Source organism: Rhizobium sp. LjRoot254 (assembly GCF_964254105.1).
GTDB lineage: Bacteria > Pseudomonadota > Alphaproteobacteria > Rhizobiales > Rhizobiaceae > Rhizobium_E.
The window spans coordinates 4,143,827-4,162,668 of the sequence record NZ_CAXUSM020000001.1; the positions used below are offsets into that span (position 1 = coordinate 4,143,827).

At 60.1% G+C, this 18,842-nt stretch carries 19 protein-coding genes; 10 read left to right on the forward strand and 9 right to left on the reverse strand.

Translation table 11 applies throughout. The features are described 5' to 3' along the window. The first annotated feature begins 107 nt into the window (after positions 1-107). The 7 genes from ACSQ26_RS20410 (at position 108) to ACSQ26_RS20440 (ending at position 5,789) form a co-directional block, all read left to right on the forward strand. Positions 108-260, forward strand: coding sequence for a hypothetical protein (locus ACSQ26_RS20410; RefSeq protein ID WP_436012085.1), 153 nt, complete (start codon positions 108-110; stop codon positions 258-260). A 9-nt stretch (positions 261-269) separates the two neighbouring features. After that, positions 270-1,211: a site-specific tyrosine recombinase XerD gene (locus ACSQ26_RS20415; protein WP_436012087.1), complete on the forward strand. Its 942-nt coding sequence runs from the start codon at positions 270-272 to the stop codon at positions 1,209-1,211. A gap of 305 nt (positions 1,212-1,516) precedes the next feature. Further along, positions 1,517-2,464, forward strand: a complete 948-nt coding sequence (locus ACSQ26_RS20420; protein WP_436012089.1) for an acetyl-CoA carboxylase carboxyltransferase subunit alpha — start codon at positions 1,517-1,519, stop codon at positions 2,462-2,464. A 240-nt stretch (positions 2,465-2,704) separates the two neighbouring features. After that, positions 2,705-4,126 (forward strand): L,D-transpeptidase family protein, encoded by a 1,422-nt coding sequence (locus ACSQ26_RS20425; protein WP_436012091.1) that lies wholly within the window; start codon positions 2,705-2,707, stop codon positions 4,124-4,126. Positions 4,127-4,131: 5 nt separating this feature from the next. Further along, positions 4,132-4,371, forward strand: coding sequence for a sulfurtransferase TusA family protein (locus ACSQ26_RS20430; protein WP_436012093.1), 240 nt, complete (start codon positions 4,132-4,134; stop codon positions 4,369-4,371). A 52-nt stretch (positions 4,372-4,423) separates the two neighbouring features. Further along, entirely contained in the window at positions 4,424-4,681 is a 258-nt protein-coding gene (locus ACSQ26_RS20435) for a type II toxin-antitoxin system Phd/YefM family antitoxin (protein WP_436012095.1), read from the forward strand. A 202-nt stretch (positions 4,682-4,883) separates the two neighbouring features. Further along, on the forward strand, positions 4,884-5,789 hold the full coding sequence (locus tag ACSQ26_RS20440; protein WP_436012097.1) for a VOC family protein: 906 nt from the start codon (positions 4,884-4,886) through the stop codon (positions 5,787-5,789). A 172-nt stretch (positions 5,790-5,961) separates the two neighbouring features. Here ACSQ26_RS20440 and ACSQ26_RS20445 read toward each other — a convergent pair whose 3' ends face one another. The 9 genes from ACSQ26_RS20445 to mepA form a co-directional block, all read right to left on the reverse strand. Then, on the reverse strand, positions 5,962-6,639 hold the full coding sequence (locus tag ACSQ26_RS20445; protein WP_436012099.1) for a calcium-binding protein: 678 nt from the start codon (positions 6,637-6,639) through the stop codon (positions 5,962-5,964). A gap of 185 nt (positions 6,640-6,824) precedes the next feature. Then, entirely contained in the window at positions 6,825-7,505 is a 681-nt protein-coding gene (locus ACSQ26_RS20450; RefSeq protein ID WP_436012101.1) for a calcium-binding protein, read from the reverse strand. Positions 7,506-7,652: 147 nt separating this feature from the next. Further along, entirely contained in the window at positions 7,653-8,525 is an 873-nt protein-coding gene (locus ACSQ26_RS20455) for a dienelactone hydrolase family protein (RefSeq protein ID WP_436012103.1), read from the reverse strand. Positions 8,526-8,665: 140 nt separating this feature from the next. Further along, entirely contained in the window at positions 8,666-9,448 is a 783-nt protein-coding gene (locus ACSQ26_RS20460) for a 3-hydroxybutyrate dehydrogenase (protein WP_436012105.1), read from the reverse strand. A gap of 11 nt (positions 9,449-9,459) precedes the next feature. Beyond that, positions 9,460-10,602, reverse strand: a complete 1,143-nt coding sequence (locus tag ACSQ26_RS20465; RefSeq protein ID WP_436012107.1) for a patatin-like phospholipase family protein — start codon at positions 10,600-10,602, stop codon at positions 9,460-9,462. A gap of 75 nt (positions 10,603-10,677) precedes the next feature. Further along, positions 10,678-11,097 (reverse strand): MAPEG family protein, encoded by a 420-nt coding sequence (locus ACSQ26_RS20470; RefSeq protein WP_436012109.1) that lies wholly within the window; start codon positions 11,095-11,097, stop codon positions 10,678-10,680. Positions 11,098-11,121: 24 nt separating this feature from the next. Beyond that, a complete protein-coding gene (locus ACSQ26_RS20475) occupies positions 11,122-11,652 on the reverse strand; it encodes a hypothetical protein (protein ID WP_436012111.1) in 531 nt (176 codons plus the stop codon). After that, positions 11,652-13,148 carry an IMP dehydrogenase gene (gene guaB / locus ACSQ26_RS20480; protein ID WP_436012113.1) on the reverse strand — a complete coding sequence of 499 codons (1,497 nt, stop codon included), beginning with the start codon at positions 13,146-13,148 and terminating at the stop codon, positions 11,652-11,654. Before guaB ends, ACSQ26_RS20475 begins: the two co-directional genes overlap by 1 nt. Positions 13,149-13,360: 212 nt before the next feature. After that, positions 13,361-14,395, reverse strand: a complete 1,035-nt coding sequence (mepA, locus tag ACSQ26_RS20485) for a penicillin-insensitive murein endopeptidase (protein ID WP_436015378.1) — start codon at positions 14,393-14,395, stop codon at positions 13,361-13,363. Between the two features lie 229 nt (positions 14,396-14,624). Between mepA and ACSQ26_RS20490 the strand changes: the two genes are divergently transcribed. The 3 genes from ACSQ26_RS20490 to ACSQ26_RS20500 all read left to right on the forward strand — a co-directional run bounded on the left by ACSQ26_RS20490 (position 14,625) and on the right by ACSQ26_RS20500 (position 18,788). Next, on the forward strand, positions 14,625-16,454 hold the full coding sequence (locus ACSQ26_RS20490) for an extracellular solute-binding protein (protein WP_436012115.1): 1,830 nt from the start codon (positions 14,625-14,627) through the stop codon (positions 16,452-16,454). Positions 16,455-16,579: 125 nt separating this feature from the next. Beyond that, complete coding sequence (locus ACSQ26_RS20495) at positions 16,580-17,671, forward strand: microcin C ABC transporter permease YejB (RefSeq protein ID WP_436012117.1); 1,092 nt, start codon at positions 16,580-16,582, stop codon at positions 17,669-17,671. A 1-nt stretch (position 17,672) separates the two neighbouring features. Next, positions 17,673-18,788, forward strand: coding sequence for an ABC transporter permease (locus ACSQ26_RS20500; protein ID WP_436012119.1), 1,116 nt, complete (start codon positions 17,673-17,675; stop codon positions 18,786-18,788). Positions 18,789-18,842 lie beyond the last annotated feature (54 nt).

Sequence of the window (18,842 nt, forward strand, 5' to 3'; positions counted from 1 at the left end):
CAAGCGTCAAGGTGGCGAGCCGCATTCGCGCTTGCACAAGCCTGTCCGGCAACTCATAAATGATAGGGCTATTTCATCGAATCGCCGCAGGAACATCCAGCCAGCCGATGCCCACGCTTTTCCGCTTTCTCTACTGGTGTGCGCTGATTGCGGCTGTGATCTATGCGATCCTCTTCGCGCTCGCTTATCTCGTGGAGCCGACACCACGCGATGCGACGATCGAAATCCCGTCCGAGCGGACCAATCCGCCGCCGCAATGAGGTAACGCCGTGCGCGATCTGTCCGCCGCCCATGTGGAAGCCTTTCTCGAAATGATGAGCGCCGAGCGCGGGGCGGCGAAGAACACGCTTGTATCCTATGAGAGGGATCTCGACGAACTCTCGGCTTTCCTCAAGACGCGCAGCGCCTCGTTGACATCGGCCGGCTCGCCGGACCTTCAGGCTTTCCTCAGTTACATGGCGCGCGAGGGCTACAAGGCCTCGTCTCAGGCGCGCCGGCTTTCTGCGATCCGACAGTTCTATAAATTCCTCTATGCGGAAAACATCCGCGAGGACGATCCCTCCGGAATCCTCGACGCGCCGAAGAAGGGCCGCTCGCTGCCCAAGACATTGAGTGAGGAGGAGACAAACAAGTTGCTTTTGCTGGCCGAACAGGAAGCCGCACGCGAGGGGCCGGGCAGGCTCGACCGGCTGAGGATGCTCGCGCTGCTCGAACTCTGTTATGCCACCGGCATGCGCGTGACCGAGCTTGTGTCGCTCCCGGCCCGGGTGCTCGGCGAGAACGGGCGGTTCCTGATCATCAAGGGCAAGGGCTCGAAGGAGCGCCTGGTGCCGCTGACCAAGACGGCCATTGCGGCGATCGCGGCTTATGGCGCGGAACTCAAAGCCGTGCATGGCGACAAGGAATTCGCTTTTCTCTTCCCGGCATCGAGCGCCACCGGCTACTTGCCTCGCCAGGTCTTCGCCCGCGACTTGAAGAGCCTCGGCACTCGGGCCGGCATCCGCGCGGCAGCGCTGTCGCCGCATGTGATCCGCCACGCATTCGCCAGCCACCTGCTGGCCAATGGCGCCGACCTGCGCGTCGTGCAGGAACTGTTGGGCCATTCCGACATTTCCACCACACAGATCTATACCCATGTGCTCGATGAAAAGCTGCGTGAACTGGTCGAAACGCACCACCCCCTTGCAAAAACCACAAAAAACAGGGAATAGGATGCCGCGCGGCGGATGATAGGGTCCGGACCCACTAAATTCATGCAATTCTGTTTGAAGACGTTGGATTGCATGGAAGAAGTCAGGCGGAGGCAAGACCCTTAGGTCTTGTCGAGCATTGACTTCGACAGGCGGCCAACGTCTTCAAACCCTGCGGGCGAGGCAGATTTCGTCCCTGAATACGTCGGAAAGGTTTGAAAATGTTGGGCATTGTCTGCACCTTTCCTCCTATTCAGGGACGAAATCTGCCACGCAGAATGGATGAATTTAATGGGTCCGGACCCTGAAGCCGGAAACGGGTGACCATGCATAACTATCTCGATTTCGAAAAGCCGATCTCTGATCTTGAAGGCAAGATCCTTGAACTCAAGACGCTGGCCGAGCAGGACGAGAGCGTCGATACGTCGGATGAGATCGCGCGCCTCGAGACACGCGTCCGTGACGCGATGGCCGATATCTATTCCAAGCTGACGCCGTGGCAGAAGACCCAGGTCGCGCGCCATGCGGACCGTCCGCATTTCATCGATTACCAGACGCAGTTGTTTTCCGAGTTCACGCCGCTCGCCGGTGATCGCAAATTCGCCAACGACGATGCGATCCAGGCTGGCTTCGCGCGCTTCCGCGGCGAGCCTGTGGTGCTGATCGGCCAGGAAAAGGGCTCCGACACCAAAAGCCGCATCCGCCACAATTTCGGTTCGGCCCGGCCCGAGGGCTACCGCAAGGCCATCCGCATCATGGAACTGGCCGACCGCTTCGGCCTGCCGGTGATCACGCTGGTCGATACCGCCGGCGCCTATCCCGGCATCGGCGCCGAGGAGCGCGGCCAGGCCGAGGCCATCGCCCGCTCGACCGAGACCTGCCTCGGCGTCAAAGTGCCGATCGTCTCTATCATCATCGGCGAAGGCGGCTCCGGCGGCGCCATCGCGATCGCCACCGGCAACCGCGTCTACATGCTTGAGCACGCAATCTATTCGGTGATCTCGCCCGAGGGTGCCGCCTCCATCCTGTGGCGCGATTCGACCCGCGCCAAGGAAGCGGCGCAGAACATGAAGATCACGGCGGAGGACCTGAAGTCGCTCGGCGTCATCGATGGAATCATCCCTGAGCCGATCGGCGGCGCCCATCGCGCCCCCGAAAAGGCGATCGCTTCGGCCGGCGAGATCATCGCGTCGTCGCTCTCCGAACTCAAGGGCCGCAAGGACTTGCGCGAAGAAAGACGGCAAAAGTTCCTCGCAATGGGCCGTCAGCTCTGAAGTGCCACGATACCGCCCCAACTAGGCCACAATCTTTTCCTTTGAAAGACTTGGCGGTTTGCGCGACATGACGGCGAGCAGCAGTGGTTAACCGGATGTGAACAATCCAGTAACCAATTTTGACTTATAAGTTTCGCTTGGTATCATTCCGCGCAATGCCCTCCGGGTGGGCGCGTTTGCATAGTGGACATCGGTGGCATGCGGTTATCTCACGGACTTGTATTTGCTCTGGGACTGGGCTTGCTGGCGAGCTGCAACTCCCAGGATGCGCTCGTCGGGATCGAGCACGTGTCGAACCGCGTCGAGCATCCGCTTCCCGCCAAGATGCGCTCCAAGCTCGCCAAGATGAACCTCTCCATGTCGTCGCCGATCATGATGCGCATCTTCAAGGAAGAAGCGGTCATGGAAGTGTGGAAGGCGAACTCCCAGGATCGCTACCAGCTGGTCGCGACCTATCCGATCTGCGCCTGGTCCGGCCAACTCGGTCCGAAGAAGAAGGAAGGCGACCGCCAGGCGCCCGAGGGCTTCTACAATATCACGCCCGCGCAGATGAACCCGAATTCGAGCTACTACCTGTCATTCGACATGGGCTATCCAAACAAATTCGACCGCGCCTATGGCCGTTCGGGCCGCAACCTGATGGTCCACGGCGCCTGCTCTTCGTCAGGCTGCTATTCGATCTCGGACGCCGCCGTGCTGCAGGTCTATGCGTTTGCGCGCGATGCCTTCAAGGGCGGCCAGAAGAGTTTCCAGATCCAGGCCTTTCCGTTCCGCATGACGGCGGAGAACATGGCCAAGCACCGTTCTTCCGAACACTACGAGTTCTGGAAGAACCTCAAGACCGGCTACGACCATTTCGAGATCACCCATCGTCCGCCGGTGGTCGATGTCTGCGGCAAGAAATACGCGTTCAATGAGGTCGGCGGCTGTAACTCGGGGACGCCTCCGGCGCTGACCGCAGCTTACCAGAGCTATTCCAAGAGCTACGAGCAGGCTTTCAACGCGTCAACGACGAAGTATTCGGCCGATTGGAAAGACACTGCCGAGTGGGACCGCAAGGCGCAGGAGCGCCTCGACCGGCGCATGGGCAAGGTCCGCGCGATCCCCAACGACGCCGATTATGTCGTGGTCGACTCGCAGGCCAAGAAAACCATGACCTCCGACGCCGTGGCATCCTATTCCGAAGCGAAAAAGAAGGTCGAGGACATCAAGAAGGGCGTCCGGCCGACTGTCGAATATATTTCGGTCGCGGAAGTTGCCTATCGCAAGAAGCTCGCCGACGAAAAGCGCAAGGAAGACGAGAAGCTCGAAAAGCGCCTCGCCAAGGCGAAGATCCCGGTTCCCGAGCCCAACCCGATCAAGCCGGTAATGCAGGCCTATGTCGCGGAAGAGAATGAGGACGAAGCACCGTTCTGGAAGGTCTGGGAGCGCAAGATCAATTCCGCGCCGCCGGTCGAAGTGACGACCGCGGATCCGAGCGCATTGCCCGTCGTCGTCGATGGCACCGCCAAGACGGACGAGAAGAAGGCCGTCGAGACCGAGGCCGTGGCGGTTAAGAAGCCCGCTGACGCCAAGGCGGACCAAGCCGAACAGCCTGTCCAGCCGCCTGCAGTCGCCGCCGAGAACCAGCCCAAGGAAAAGCCATTCTGGAAGGTCTGGTAATATCCGTGGCGGATGAGATCGCCGCCACGCTCGACCTGTGCGGGCTGAAATGCCCCTACCCCGTGATCAAGACCGAGAACCGGCTGGCGAAACTTAGGCCCGGCGCGCTGATTTCGGTCGAGACCACCGATCCTCTCTCGGCCATCGACATCCCGCATTTTTGCAATGAGAACGGCCATGTGCTGGTGTCGCAGGAAAGGCGTGAGGGTGGGCATAGGTTCGTGATCCGCAAGAGGGTTGACTGAGCAGACAGATTTCATACATCCTATGCATATTGCATAAGAACAGGGGGCTGGAATGCTGAGAGTTGGCGCAGCCGAATTCCAGGGCAATATCGAAAAGTATCAAGACATCGCTCTTAGGGAACCGGTCGCGGTGACGCGGAACGGGCGTGAAGGCACGGTGCTGATCTCCGCCGATGAGTACCGGCATACCCGAGGACGCTACCGGAAAGTCATGGGACCCGACGACTTCACAGAGGAAGATCTACGCGCAATAGAAGAAGCGGAAATCCCGGAAGAAGCCAAGGCCTTCGATCATGAGGTGGAAGATTGATTCTTCCATGCGGATAAAGTCCGAGCCAACGCCCCGCACAGAATAGTGAACGCTCTATCTCCCACCCGCACTGTTGCAATTCCTCGTCCTTGGGATCATTTCTAATCCAAACAGAGCCAGCGGCAGCGAGAAAAACATGCCTTCCAATCAGGATTTGTCACGCCGGGCTGCGCTCCAGCTACTTGGAACAGGAACACTCGCCATGACGCTCACAACAGCAGAACCCGCGGCCGCCCAGGCCGCCAGGCCGAGCTTTGCGATTACGCGGCCGATCCATATCCATTCGGTGGCGCTTAGGGTTCACGACCTGCCAATGATGACCTCGTTCTACAGTCAGATCATGGGCATGGACGTGCTCACGCAAACCGAGAGCGAAAGTGTGCTGGGCAAGGATGGCCAGACGCTCTTCACCCTGAAATCCCGGCCCTCAGACGAACCCGATGACGGCCGTTCCGCCGGTCTGTTCCACACCGCCTTCCTGATGCCGGACCGGGCCTCGCTCGGCCGCTGGCTGATCTTTGCGGTCAAGAACAAGGTGCCGTTTACCGGCTTTTCCGATCACCTCGTGTCCGAGGCGCTTTATCTCGACGATCCCGAGGGCAATGGCATCGAGGTCTATGCCGACCGCGCACCGGAGAGCTGGCGCTGGAACGGCGACCAGATCGCCATGGCGACCGAACGCCTCGACATCGATAGCCTGGTCAACGGGCTTCCGGGCGATTCCACCATGCCTTTCGTGGCGCCTTCCGGCTTCCGCATCGGCCATGTGCACCTGCGTGTCGGCGATACGGCCAAGGCCGAGGATTTCTATATCAAGACCGCCGGTCTCGACATGATGGCGAAGATCCCAGATGCGAGCGCGATCTTCCTCGCCAATGGCCGCTATCACCACCATATCGGCGCAAATGTCTGGCGCAGCCGTGGCGCCGGCATGCGCAGCGAAAAGATGAACGGCCTCGACAATCTCGCCTTCTCGGTCTCCGAGCCGCTGATGGACGGCCTGCGCGGGCGCCTGCGCGCTAGCGGCTCCGATTTCCATGAGAAGGGCGACACGATCGAAGCACTCGATCCCTGGGGCACGCGGGTGAAGTTCGTCAGCGCGGCGTAAGACTCAATCCGGTTCGGAGAAATACCGCCCCGGCGTCACGCCGAACGCCTTTCTAAAGCCGGCGACGAAGGCGCTCGGCCCTTCATAGCCCCGGGGGATAATCAGGAAAGCCAGGATAAGCTCGCGGAGGAGCGGCGAGAGCCCGATCTACGACCGGGCGTTCACGTTGTTTCTAGACGAAATCCACGCCCGTGACCAGGTCGGCATCGACCTTGAGGAGCACGAACACGTCGCCATCGCCGAAATCGACCACTGTGTTCTTGCCCACTTGCGTGATGGAGTCGACATCGGCGAAGTTGGCGTCGATGAAATCCTGCAAGCCAGCGCCGCCATCGGCATCGAAGTCCGTGATCGTGTCGCGTCCCATGCCTGGCGAGAAATTGAACTCGTCGTTTCCGGCACCGCCGATGAGGACATCCTTGCCGGCATCACCGCGGAGCTCGTCGTCGCCTCCGCGGCCGTTGACGATGTCCCTGCTGATGCTGCCGCTTAGATTATCCGCCAGATTGGTTCCGAGGAACTTCAGGCCGCCGGCGAGGAGCCGCGTCGAAAGGTTCTGGACAAACTCGGTCATGTCGATACCCGCTATCTGACCGGGATCGAGCTTGGCGCCCGTGACCGTCTGCAGCACCGTTCCGTCGGCATCGGCTATCGTCATTTTCTGGATGGTGCCGTCGCTCAGCCGACCGCCATCGTACTCGAAATTGCGACCTTCCAGGATGACTTTCTGAAGTGAACTGGTGTCGAGGCAAACGACCTTGTTCCGGTTGCCCGAAAGAATGAACAGACCGTCGATATCGAGAGAGACATCATAATACGCATCGAATAATTTCACTACCGGCTTGGCCATGGCAACCTTCCTTGATCAGATGATCCGTTGGTAACGCTTGTCCCGGCTCGCATGCTTCCCGGTGGCAAGCTTTCTGTAAATTTGCATGCGATGATGCTACAGGCATGGGCACGTAATTTCGGCGACGGAGGCGTGCCCGTGACAGGGGCAGATGCCGGCCGCCGGAGGTCAGGGGCGGTCCGCTGCTAGACGATGAAATCCGCCATCGTGACCAAATCTGCGTCGACGTTCTTCAACACGAAGGCATCGCCGTTTCCGAAATCGACGACCGTGTCCTTGCCGACCTGCGTGATCGTGTCGACATTGGCGAAGGCCGAGTGGATGTAATCCTGCAGTGCGCCGCCGCCATCCGCATCAAAATCCTTGATCGTGTCGCGCCCCGTGCCCGCGCTGAACTGGAAGGTGTCGCTGCCACCACCGCCGAAGAGCAAGTCCTTGCTGCCGGCTCCATTGAACAGGTCATCGCCGCCTTTGCCGATCAGCACGTCCTTGCCGATGCCTCCGTAGAGCGAATCTTCAACGTCGGTCCCGACTATCTTCAGCCCACCGAGACCCATACGCGTGATCAGACTGCTTAGAAATTCCTCCAACGTGGCGCCCGCCAACTGGTCCGCGTCGATTTTCATGCCGGTGATCGTCTCCAGGACAGTGCCGTCGCTGTCCATGAGCGTGAGTTTGTTGATGATGCCGCTGTTCAGGCACCCGTCTTCGTATTTGAAATTCCGGCCCTCGATGACCAACTTGTCCAGCGAGGACGTATCCACGGTCACCATTTTTGTTTTCGTTCCCGAACCGATGACCAGGTCGTCGGTGTCGAGATCGGCAGTATAGTATTCGTCGAATAAGCGCGCGACGGGCTTCGCCATTTTCATCTCCGCAGTAGCAATTCTTGATAAAGGTCATGCGCCCGCCTTCAGCCGAAAGCTGGCTCCGGAATGGCTAACGTTTCTGGGGTGCATTTTCTTCGCAAGAGAGGTGCGGCCGGGACGGGGGCACGTCCCGGCCGCTGGAGGTCAGCTAAGTTTCTGCTTGAGAAACTCGACTGTCCTGGACCATGCGAGGTCCGCCGCTTGCTTGTTGTAGCGGGCGGACGACGTGTCGTTGTTGAAGGCGTGGTTGACGCCGTCGTAGACGAAGATCTGGAAGTCCTTCTTGTTGGCCTCGAGTGCCGCCTTGTAGGCATCGATGCCTTTATTGATACGGTCGTCGAGGCCGGCATAGTGCAGCATCAGCGACGCGCTGATTTTAGGCACCTCTTCCGCCGGCACCTGCGCGCCGTAATAGGCGACGCCCGCCTTCAGGTCAGGCGACAGTGTCGCCAGCCGGTTGACCTGGCCGCCGCCCCAGCAGAAGCCGATGGCGCCGACTTTGCCGGTGGAGTTCTGGTGGCTTTTGAGGAATTCCACGGCGGCCACGAGGTTCGAACCATAAATATCCTGCGTGATCGCGCCGATCATCTCACGCGCCTTGTCCTCGTCCTCGGGCGTGCCGCCGGAAGGCGACAGCAGGTCCGGCGCCATGGCCAGGAAGCCTTCGAGCGCCATGCGGCGCGTGACGTCCTTGATATGCTTGTTGAGGCCGCGGTTCTCGTGGATCACGATCACCGCCGGCAGCTTGGTCGCGTCCCTGGGCATCGCCGCATAGGCCTTGATGTCGCCCGGCGCACCGCGATAGGTGAGGTCAGTGGTCGTCAGGCGATCATCGTTCTCGGGGATGATCTCGGCGGCCGCCTTGCTTGCCGCCAGCATCGGGGCGATCGCGGCGGCTGCCGCGCCCGATCCGGCCAGTGCCCTGAGCTTGCGCATGAAATCGCGCCGATCGAGCGTCAGATGGGTATATTCATCATAGGCGCTGATCATCGCCTGGGTGATTTTGGGATGTTCCAACGGCACGTCCTCCCTATTCACTGTTGTGCAAGTTTAGAGAAAGAACCCGCAAAGATCACGGCACGGGCGATCGAAACCGCATGCGCGCGTTCAATTTAGCGTGATGAAACGCATTCGCCGGCGCTTGCGTTCCCTCGGCCCTATTCGACATGCCAGCCATGGCTGACGATCAGCGACTGGCCGGTCAGCGCGTTGGTCGGGAAGGCCGCGAAGAAGAAAGCCGTCTCGGCGACATCCTCGATCGTGGTGAATTCGCCATCGACCGTCTGGCCCAGCATGACCTTCTTGATGACCTCCTCTTCGGATATGCCGAGCGTCTTCGCTTGTTCCGGAATCTGCTTTTCCACCAGCGGCGTGCGGACAAAGCCGGGGCAGATCACATTTGACCGGATAGCGAATGTACCGTTCTCCTTGGCCACCGAACGCGCCAGCCCGAGCAGGCCGTGCTTGGCGGTGATATAGGCCGATTTCGCAGGCGAAGCCTCCTTGGAATGGACCGAACCCATATAGATGATCGCGCCGGATTTCTGCTTCTGCATATGCGGCAGGCAGGCCTTGGTGGTGAGGAAGGCGCCGTCGAGATGGATGGCCAGCATCTTCTTCCAGTCAGTGAAGGCAAAATCCTCGATGCGGTTGACGATCTGGATGCCGGCATTAGAGACCAGGATATCGACCGTGCCCCATTTGCCGACGACATCGGCCACGCCCTTGTTGACCTCGGCTTCGCTGGTCACATCCATGGCGATCCCGATCGCTTCGCCCGGGCCTTGCTTGTTGAGTTCGCTTGCGGCCGCATTGGCCGCTTCAATCTTGAGATCGGCGATTGCGACCGTGGCGCCCGCCGCAACGTAGCGCTTGGCGATGCCGAGGCCGATGCCGCTCGCTGCGCCGGTGACGATGGCGACTTTGCCCTTGAGGTCCATGATAGTCTCCTTCACGAATGCTGTTTGTCGTCTCTGCGGTGGTCGATGGACACGAAGCCATCGTCCGGGATCACTCTGTTCTGCCACTGGCGGGAGGCGAAGGTCTTTCGGACATCGTCGTAGCCTGCCTTCCAATGTTCTTCCATGGTCAGGCGCGAGAATTCGTTGTCCATCGAATGGGTCTCGTAGGGCTTGCGGGCGTAGATCAGATGCACGGCCGTCACCGCGCCGCGATCCTCCTGTTTGCGGAGGATTCTGACATCGCCATCGTCGGCGAATTCGAGCGGCAGCCGGTCGAGCAAGCGCTTCAGCGCCTTTTCGTGGCGTTCGTTGCGGGCCGCCTCATTGGTGTTCATGCGGGTGCGGCTGGAATAGCGGATCTCCTTTTCGCGGGCCAACACATCCGATATGTCCCGCGGCATCATGCCCTTGGCTGAAAACAGATCGACCTGGAAAACGCAGATATCGTCCACCGTCCGGCGCTCATCGAGCACCCATTGGAACGGCGTGTTGGAGACAAGGCCGCCATCCCAGTAATATTTGCCGTCGATCTCGACCGGCGGGAAGCCGGGCGGCAGCGCGCCGGAGGCGGCGACATGGTGTGCCCTGATCGGCTGCGGGTCATATCTCTGCCGGCAGGGATGGTTGTCGAAATAGGCGAAATCGCCGGTGACGACCTCGACCGCGCCCAAGCTGAGGCGGACGGCGCGGCGGTTGATCAGGTCGAAATCGACCAGCGCCTCCAGCGTTTCGATCAGCGGCGACGTGTCGTAGAAGCTGATCGCGGCGTCGGGATCGGCGACATATTGCCAGGGCATCAGGCTGCGCGGCAGATAGAACCCGTTGACGCCGACCGCCGAGTTGAAGGCGGAGGAATATTCGTTCATCCATTTGCGGATCAGCGGGCCGGTCTCGAAAGGAAGGGTCTTCGGGCCGCCGGACGCCATCTCCCAGAAGGCGCGCAGTTTTTCGACGCGCTTCTCCTCGGGATTGCCCGATATGATCGCCGCGTTGATCGCACCGATGGAAATGCCGGCAATCCATTCGGGCCGGACGCCGGCATCATGCAGCGCTTCGTAGGCGCCGGCCTGATAGGCGCCCAATGCGCCGCCGCCCTGCAAAACGAGGTATTTCTTGTCCTTGCCGAGGTCCATATGAACATCCTCGCGGAAGTGGCCCGCGCCGTTGCAGCGCGATATTCATATAGGGAAGCGCGTGCGGCGCACAAATTAATTCAAGGCAATGTTCGCGGCAAGCCAGAGCCACAGCAGGCCGTTGACGGCAAACCCCGCAATGAAGAGAGGCACGCGGTAGCGCATCCGGTTCTGGCCGACATGAACGATGGCATGCGCGATGCGCAGTATCACGAAGATCCAAGCCAGAATGACCGGCACGACGGTCGCGTGGCCCGTGGCATAGAGCGCAATGCAGCCCGCGATGAAAAGCACCGGCAGTTCATATTGGTTGGTGAGCTTGTTCCTGACAAAGAGCGTCTCGGCCGGCTCGGTCACATTGTCGCGATACTGCGAAAGCCTCGCTTTGCCGGCCTTCACCGCAGCCTGCCTGCGGGTGAACAACATGTAATACAGGACGTAGATCAGAGCGACCTGCACGATCACAGGCCAGAAGATTGCGGTTGATTGGGTCATGCACGGCCTTGTCTGCGGCTTGGTCTAAAAAACCGTTTTGAAGACATATACGAGCAATTGCGGCACGCCGATCAATATTGCCGCGCCGTAACCATACAATTTGACGATGGTCGTTCGCGAGGCCCCGCGGACCGCGACATCATCCGGCAGCGCCGGCAGCGCGTCGATCATCCGGCCGAGCTGGATGTTTTCCAGGTAGTCGCCGGCCAGCGCAATCGCCGCTGCGCCGATGCCAAAGACCTGCAGCGCCGGAACAATATGCGGACAAATCAGCGCCGTGCGAGGATCGCCGGCGAACAGCAGGTTCACCGCGATGAAGATGAAACCAAGAATGGCCGGTGCACGGAGGTCGAGTTTTCGCGAACGATTGACACGCTCCAACTGGCCGGGATCGCCGCTCAGGTCTGTCAGGAAATCCGTGAGCTCCTTGCCGTAACCGGCCCAGCGCCCCTGGAGCCCCGTGAACCGGGGTGCCAGCCTGTGCATCTCCCAGAGGGTCATGCCCCCAAGCATCATGGCAGCCGCGATCAGGATCAGCCAGCCATGTTCTTCCATCAGCCGCCGCCGTGATAGTTCGGGCTTTCGCGGGTGATGGTCACACCATGTGGATGGCTTTCGCGCAGGCCGGCCCCGGAAATGCGCACGAAGGTCGCCTTCTCCTGGAAATCCGGAATGTCCTTGCCGCCGACATAGCCCATTGAGGCGCGAAGGCCGCCGGCGAGCTGGTGCAGGACGGAAGCGACAGGCCCCTTGTAGGCGACTTGTCCCTCGATGCCCTCGGGCACCAGCTTCAACGTGTCCCGCACTTCCGCCTGGAAATAGCGGTCGGCCGAGCCGCGCGCCATGGCACCCACCGAACCCATGCCGCGATAGGCCTTGAAGGAGCGGCCCTGGTAGAGATAGGTCTCGCCGGGGCTCTCGTCGGTGCCCGCGAGCAGCGAGCCGACCATGACGGCCGAGGCGCCTGCGGCGATCGCCTTGGCCAGATCGCCCGAGAACTTGATGCCGCCATCGGCGATCACGGGAATATTCTGCTTCTGGGCCGCATCGACGGCACCCATGATCGCGGCAAGCTGCGGCACGCCGACGCCAGCCACGATGCGGGTGGTGCAGATGGAGCCAGGGCCGATGCCGACCTTCACCGCATCCGCGCCCGCATCGATCAGCGCCTGCGTGCCATGCGGCGTCGCGACATTGCCGGCCATGATGCGGACGGAGTTCGAAAGCTTCTTGGCGCGCGTCACGGCATCCAGCACGCGCTGGGAGTGGCCATGCGCGGTATCGATCACCAGCAGATCGATGCCGGCATCGATCAGCCGTTCGGCGCGCTCGAAGCCATCGTCGCCGACGCTGGTGGCAGCCGCGACCCGAAGCCGCCCTTGCGCATCCTTCGAGGCATTCGGGTTGAGCTGCGACTTCTCGATATCCTTGACGGTGATCAGGCCGATGCAATGGCCCTCGTCGTCGACAACCAGCAACTTTTCGATGCGGCGATTGTGCAGCAGCCGCTTGGCCTCGACCTGATCGATGTTCTCCTTCACGGTGACCAGGTTGTCCTTGGTCATCAGTTCATGAACCGGCTGATCGGGATTGGTGGCGAAGCGGACGTCGCGATTGGTGAGGATGCCGACCAGCTTGCCGGTGCGGGCAGTGCCGGTGCCGAGCACGACGGGGATGCCTGAAATGGAATGCGTCCTCATCAGCGACAGCGCTTCGGCGAGCGTGCCGTCGGGGCTGATCGTCACCGGATTGACGACCATGCCGCTTTCGAACTTCTTGACCTGGCGGACCTGCTCGGCCTGCTCGATCGGGGTCAGGTTGCGGTGGATGACGCCGATGCCGCCGGCCTGGGCCATGGCAATCGCCAATTTCGCCTCGGTGACGGTGTCCATCGCGGCAGAGAGGATGGGAAGATTGAGCTCGATATCGGTCGCGATCCTGGTGGCAATATTGGTCTGCCCAGGCATGACCTCGGAATGACCCGGCTGCAGCAGCACGTCGTCAAACGTGAGCGCCTCGAGTCCGGTAGCTGTTTCTATGAGACGTGCCATGCCATGCTCCTTGAATACAACCCGGGAACGGCTTGGGAGACCGCTGGCGGGCGAAAAATCTATCGGAAGATGACGCGGGCTGGTAACACGAAGAAACGCGGAAGGGAACAGGCCGACGCATGAATTTTCAATGAAAATCCGGAATAGCTGCGGCTCCGCATTTTCAAGGCTGCATGAGGCCGGCTCAACACGAAGCCGGCATCCGGCGACCTTTACTGCATCGCCGGCCGCACCAGCGGCTGGGGAATCGATCCCATGGGCGGAATAAACACCGAGAAATCGTCGCTGGCCACGGCGATCACCTTGGCGACGGGGTCCTCCGTCGCATAAGCGGTCACGGGCACCTGCACGGGATTGCCGCTACGGTATTCGGCTTCCGCCATCGACGGCACCGGCGCAGCGTTGAGCACCACCTTGCAGGCATTCGGCAGAGCCGACAGCATCAGGTATTTCGGCTTGACGACCTTGGTCGGCTTCGTGGGCTTGACCGCCGGGCGCGGCTTCACGCGGTTGAGCCATTCGGTCAGCTGCTTGCCGCAGCCGCTATCGGGACCGGGATCGACCTGATCCTCGCAGTTCTCCGAGCCGGACGGGCACTTCATGCGGATGTGGAAATGATAGTGATGTCCGTAGATCGGCCGCATCTTGGAGAGCAGCGCGCGATCGCGGCCCTCAAGCGTGTCGCACATCTTCTTCTTGATGCCGGGATGCATGAAGACGCGTTCGACTTGCGGGTAGCTCGCCGCACGGACGATCAGGCGCTCATGCGCCTTGGTCCATTTGCGCGGGTCGACCGTCATCTTGTCCCTCCTGAGCACCGAAGCTTCCGGAATGCCTTCGCGCTCCTGGTAGCTCATCGTGTGGGACGGCATCGGGGTCAGCCAGATATCGGCATCGAGGCCGATCTGGTGCGAGGCGTGGCCGGACAGCATCGGGCCGCCGCGAGGCTGGGAAATGTCGCCGATCATCAGGCCGTTCCAGCCATCCTCGGCCTTGGATTCGCGGCCGAGACGTTCGATCAGCGCGATCATCTCGGGATTGCCCCAGCGCCGGTTGCGCGAGAGGTGAATGACTTGCCAGGCCGGTCCATCGACGGGAATGGCGATGCCGCCCGCGAGGCAGCCTTTGGCGTAGAAGCCGAGCGATTGCGTGGGTTGCTTGGAGGGCAGGTTCTGCTTTCCGAACAGCTGCTTTGCCGGCACCGCATCCGCCGCCAGCGCTGCAGCGGGAACCGCCACGACAGACATGATCAGCGCCAGAAGCCGGAAACAAAATGACTTCACATCGTTATCCTTGAGTTCAGGCGTTCCCGCCCCACGGGAACGTGATTTGCCTCGTAGTCTAACCAATTCCATGATTCTGGTGAATCCGTGGTGAAGATGAAAGAAGCACCTGGCAGGCACTAAATTTGCCATGATCGCTTTTTCTATGCGAGTGTTGCCGCAAATCGGCAGTGAGATCGGAAGGACGGTATAGATGCGTTTGATTGCTTCGGGATTGCGCGGGGGATTTTCAGCGGCAGTGCTTGCACTATCCCTGGCCTGGCCGTCCATGGCGGCGGATCTCAACTGGACCAACGGCATCTCGGTCATCGGCGAACTCAAATATCCTCCGGGCTTCAAGCATTTCGACTATGTGAACCCGGATGCGCCGAAGAAGGGCAATCTGAGGGTCTCGGAACTCGGGACCTTCGACAATTTCAACCCGCTCGTGAACAAAGGCAATCTCGCCATCGGCATCGGCCAGGTTTACGAGACCTTGATGAAGAGTTCGCTCGACGAGGCATTCTCAAGCTATGGCCTGATCGCCGAAAGCATCGCCTATCCCGCAGACTTCTCGTCGGTCTCCTTCAGGCTCAATGCCAATGCCAAATGGGCCGACGGCCAACCGATCAGTGTCGATGACGTACTCTTCTCCTTCGACAAGGCCAAGGAGTATGACCAGTCCAAATTTTTCTATTACCAGCAGGTCAAGGCGGGCAAAAAGACCGGCGACAACGAAGTGACCTTCGAATTCGACAGCAAGGGCAACCGTGAACTTCCGGCCATCATGGGCCAATTGATCATCGTGCCCAAGCATTGGTGGGAAGGCACGGCAGCGAATGGCAAGAAGCGCGACATCAGCGGCACCACGCTCGAGCCGGTGATGGGCTCAGGCCCGTACAAGATCAAGGCGATCAACCCCGGCAATTCGGTCACCTATGAATTGCGCGACGACTATTGGGGCAAGGACCTCAGCGTCAACATCGGCCAGGATAATTTCCGCACTGTGACGCACACATTCTATGCCGACCGCAATGTCGAGTTTGAGGCCTTTCGAGCCGGTGACACCGACTTCTGGCAGGAGAATGAGGCCAAGCGCTGGGCGACGCAGTATAATTTTCCCGGCATGAAGGAAGGCAAGGTCAAGCGCGTAATCCTGCCGAACGACGGTCGCAACACGGGCGTCATGGTAGGTTTCGTGATGAACCTCCGCCGCGAGCAGTTTAAAGATCCACTGGTCCGTGAAGCCCTCAACTACGCCTATGACTTCGAGACGCTTAACCGCACGATCTTCTTCGAACAGTACAAGCGGGTGAACTCCTTTTTCTACGGCACGGAACTCGCCTCGTCGGGCCTGCCACAGGGCAAGGAGCTTGAAATCCTCACGCAAGTGAAAAATCAAATCCCGCCCAGAGTCTTCACCGAAGAATACAAGAATCCGATTGGAGGCGACCCGAAGAAATTCCGCGATAACCTGTTCAAGGCGATCCAGATCTTGAAGGAAGCTGGATACGCCATCCAGGGCGGCAAAATGATCAATACCAAGACGGGCAAGCAGCTCGCCTTCGAGATCATGCTGAATTCGCCGGTCGTCGAGCGCGCGGTATTGCCCTATGCGCAGAATCTCAAGCGCATCGGCATTAACGCGACCGTGCGTTCGGTCGATGCTTCGCAATATGTCGAGCGGCAGCGCAAACGAGACTTCGATGTCATCTATTGGGCCTGGGGCGAATCTCTCAACCCCGGCAATGAGCAGGCCGAATACTGGGGTTCGCAATCTGCCAAGACCGACGGCTCGCAGAACTATGCCGGCATTTCCGATCCCGGAATCGACAAGCTCATCCAGCGGGTGATCTTCTCCACCGACCGCGACGACAAGATCGCCGCCGTCAAGGCGCTCGACCGTGTGCTGTTGCAGAATTATTTCGTGATACCGAGCTACACGACCCGCGATTCCCGTATCGCCTATTGGGACAAGTTCGACAGGCCGAAGGAGCTTCCCTACTACTCGACCGCATTTCCGACGGTCTGGTGGGCCAAATAGCGCAGAAGCCTCGCGAAAGACTTGCGCTCTAGGCATTTCAAGCATTCTTTGCGAAAAAGCGAATCAGCGAGCCCGGAGGCAGCAGCCCTTGATCGAAAATACAGCCGGCAAGACGGAGACCTGATTTGGGAGCCTATATACTCAGGCGCCTGGCGCTGATCATCCCCACGCTCTTCGGCATCATGCTCTTGTCCTTCACCGTCGTGCAGTTCGCGCCCGGCGGGCCTGTGGAGCAGGTCATCGCCCAGCTTACCGGCCAGGATTCGAGCGGCGACCGGCTGACCGGCGGGGGCAACGAAGTCAACAGCTTCGACACGACCGGCGACAGTTCTGGCCGCTATCGCGGCTCCCAGGGCCTCGATCCGGAACTGATCAAGAAGCTGGAGAAGCAGTTCGGCTTCGATAAGCCGGCCTATCAGCGTTTCGGCGAGATGCTGTGGAACTACGCCCGCTTCGATTTCGGCGAAAGCTTCTTCCGCAGCGAAACCGTGCTCAACCTGATCCTCGAGAAAATGCCGGTTTCGATCTCGCTCGGCGTCTGGATCTTGCTGATTTCCTATGCGATCTCCATCCCGCTCGGCATCCGCAAGGCGGTCAGCGACGGGTCCACCTTCGATATCTGGACATCCGGCGTCGTCATCGTCGGTTATGCCGTGCCCGGCTTCCTGTTCGGCATCCTGCTGATCGTGCTGTTTGCCGGTGGCTCCTTCCTCGACTGGTTCCCGCTACGCGGCATCGTGTCGGACAATTTCGATGACCTGTCCTGGCCTGAAAAGATCCTGGACTATGCCTGGCACATGACCCTGCCCATCGCCACGCTCGTACTCTCGTCCTTCGCGACGACGACTCTGTTAACCAAGAATTCCTTCATCGACGAGATCAAGAAGCAGTATGTGGTGACCGCGCGAGCCAAGGGCCTGACCGAGCGCCGGGTCCTCTATGGACACGTCTTCCGCAACGCCATGCTGATCGTCATTGCGGGCATTCCCGGCGCCTTCATCAGCGCCTTCTTCACCGGAGCGTTGCTCATCGAGAACATCTTCACGCTCGATGGCCTTGGCCGCATGGGTTACGAAGCCGTCCTCAAGCGCGACTATCCGATCGTCTTCGGCACGCTCTACATCTTTTCGCTGATGACGCTGGTGATCGCGCTGCTGTCCGACCTGATCTATACTTGGGTCGATCCGCGCATCGACTTCGACAAGCGGGAGGTCTGACATGGCTGGCATCACTCCCAGGCCCCGGCTCAGCCCGATCAACCAGCGCCGCCTTGCCAATTTCAAGGCCAACAAGCGCGGTTACTGGTCTCTTTGGCTCTTCCTCGTCCTCTTCATATTGACCCTGTTTGCCGAGTTGATCGCCAACGAAAAGCCGCTGATCGCGTCGTACAAGGGCGAGATCCTGTTTCCCGTCCTCATCGATTATCCTGAGGAGAAATTCGGCGGCTTCCTCGCCCTCACCGACTACCGGAGCGATGTCATTGCCGACGAGATCAATGCAAATGGCTGGATGATCTGGCCGCCGATCCGCTATTCCTACAATACCGCCAGCAACAACATTCCGCATTCCGCGCCCACCGAACCCTGGTGGATGATGGACGCAAAGGAACGCTGCTCCGGCTATCCGCAGGGCGACGCGGATCCGAACTGCAATCTCGGCAATCTCAACTGGCTCGGCACCGACGACGGCGCCCGCGACGTGCTGGCAAGGGTGATCTATGGTTTCCGCATCTCAGTGCTGTTCGGCCTGTCGCTCACCATCCTCTCGGCCATCGTCGGCGTCGCAGCCGGCGCGGTTCAGGGATATTTCGGTGGCCGGGTCGACCTGCTCATGCAGCGCTTCATCGAGATCTGGTCGTCGATGCCGGTGCTCTACATCCTGATGATTCTCGCCGCGGTCCTGCCTCCTGGCTTCACGGTTCTGCTCGGCATATTGCTGCTCTTTTCGTGGACCGGCATTGTCGGGATCGTTCGTGCCGAGTTCCTGAGAGCTCGGAACTTCGAATATATCAGGGCAGCGCGGGCGCTCGGCGTCGGCAACGCGACCATCATCTGGCGGCACATGCTGCCGAATGCCATGGTGGCGACGCTGACCTTCATGCCCTTCATCCTGTCGGGATCGATCACCACGCTCACGTCTCTCGATTTCCTCGGCTTCGGAATGCCGCCGGGTTCTCCGTCGCTGGGTGAACTGGTGGGCCAGGCCAAGACCAACATCCAATCGCCCTGGCTCGGCTTCACGGCCTTCTTCACGCTGGCGATCATGCTCTCGCTCCTGATCTTCATCGGCGAGGCGGTGCGCGATGCCTTCGACCCGAGAAAGACGTTCCAATGAGGCAAACTCGCTTTTTCCTGGGGTTTGCCCTATCTTTGCATCAGGAGACGAAGG

Bases quoted from the DNA above. Each gene is read 5' to 3' on its own strand.
- ACSQ26_RS20435 (WP_436012095.1), top strand. From the start codon at position 4,424: ATGCTGAGAGTTGGCGCAGCCGAATTCCAGGGCAATATCGAAAAGTAT.
- mepA (WP_436015378.1), bottom strand. From the start codon at position 14,395: ATGTCTGTCGTGGCGGTTCCCGCTGCAGCGCTGGCGGCGGATGCGGTG.
- ACSQ26_RS20460 (WP_436012105.1), bottom strand. From the start codon at position 9,448: ATGGACCTCAAGGGCAAAGTCGCCATCGTCACCGGCGCAGCGAGCGGC.
- ACSQ26_RS20440 (WP_436012097.1), top strand. From the start codon at position 4,884: ATGACGCTCACAACAGCAGAACCCGCGGCCGCCCAGGCCGCCAGGCCG.
- ACSQ26_RS20450 (WP_436012101.1), bottom strand. From the start codon at position 7,505: ATGGCGAAGCCCGTCGCGCGCTTATTCGACGAATACTATACTGCCGAT.
- ACSQ26_RS20490 (WP_436012115.1), top strand. From the start codon at position 14,625: ATGCGTTTGATTGCTTCGGGATTGCGCGGGGGATTTTCAGCGGCAGTG.
- ACSQ26_RS20475 (WP_436012111.1), bottom strand. From the start codon at position 11,652: ATGGAAGAACATGGCTGGCTGATCCTGATCGCGGCTGCCATGATGCTT.
- ACSQ26_RS20445 (WP_436012099.1), bottom strand. From the start codon at position 6,639: ATGGCCAAGCCGGTAGTGAAATTATTCGATGCGTATTATGATGTCTCT.
- ACSQ26_RS20470 (WP_436012109.1), bottom strand. From the start codon at position 11,097: ATGACCCAATCAACCGCAATCTTCTGGCCTGTGATCGTGCAGGTCGCT.
- ACSQ26_RS20410 (WP_436012085.1), top strand. From the start codon at position 108: ATGCCCACGCTTTTCCGCTTTCTCTACTGGTGTGCGCTGATTGCGGCT.
- ACSQ26_RS20500 (WP_436012119.1), top strand. From the start codon at position 17,673: ATGGCTGGCATCACTCCCAGGCCCCGGCTCAGCCCGATCAACCAGCGC.
- ACSQ26_RS20465 (WP_436012107.1), bottom strand. From the start codon at position 10,602: ATGGACCTCGGCAAGGACAAGAAATACCTCGTTTTGCAGGGCGGCGGC.
- guaB (WP_436012113.1), bottom strand. From the start codon at position 13,148: ATGGCACGTCTCATAGAAACAGCTACCGGACTCGAGGCGCTCACGTTT.
- ACSQ26_RS20420 (WP_436012089.1), top strand. From the start codon at position 1,517: ATGCATAACTATCTCGATTTCGAAAAGCCGATCTCTGATCTTGAAGGC.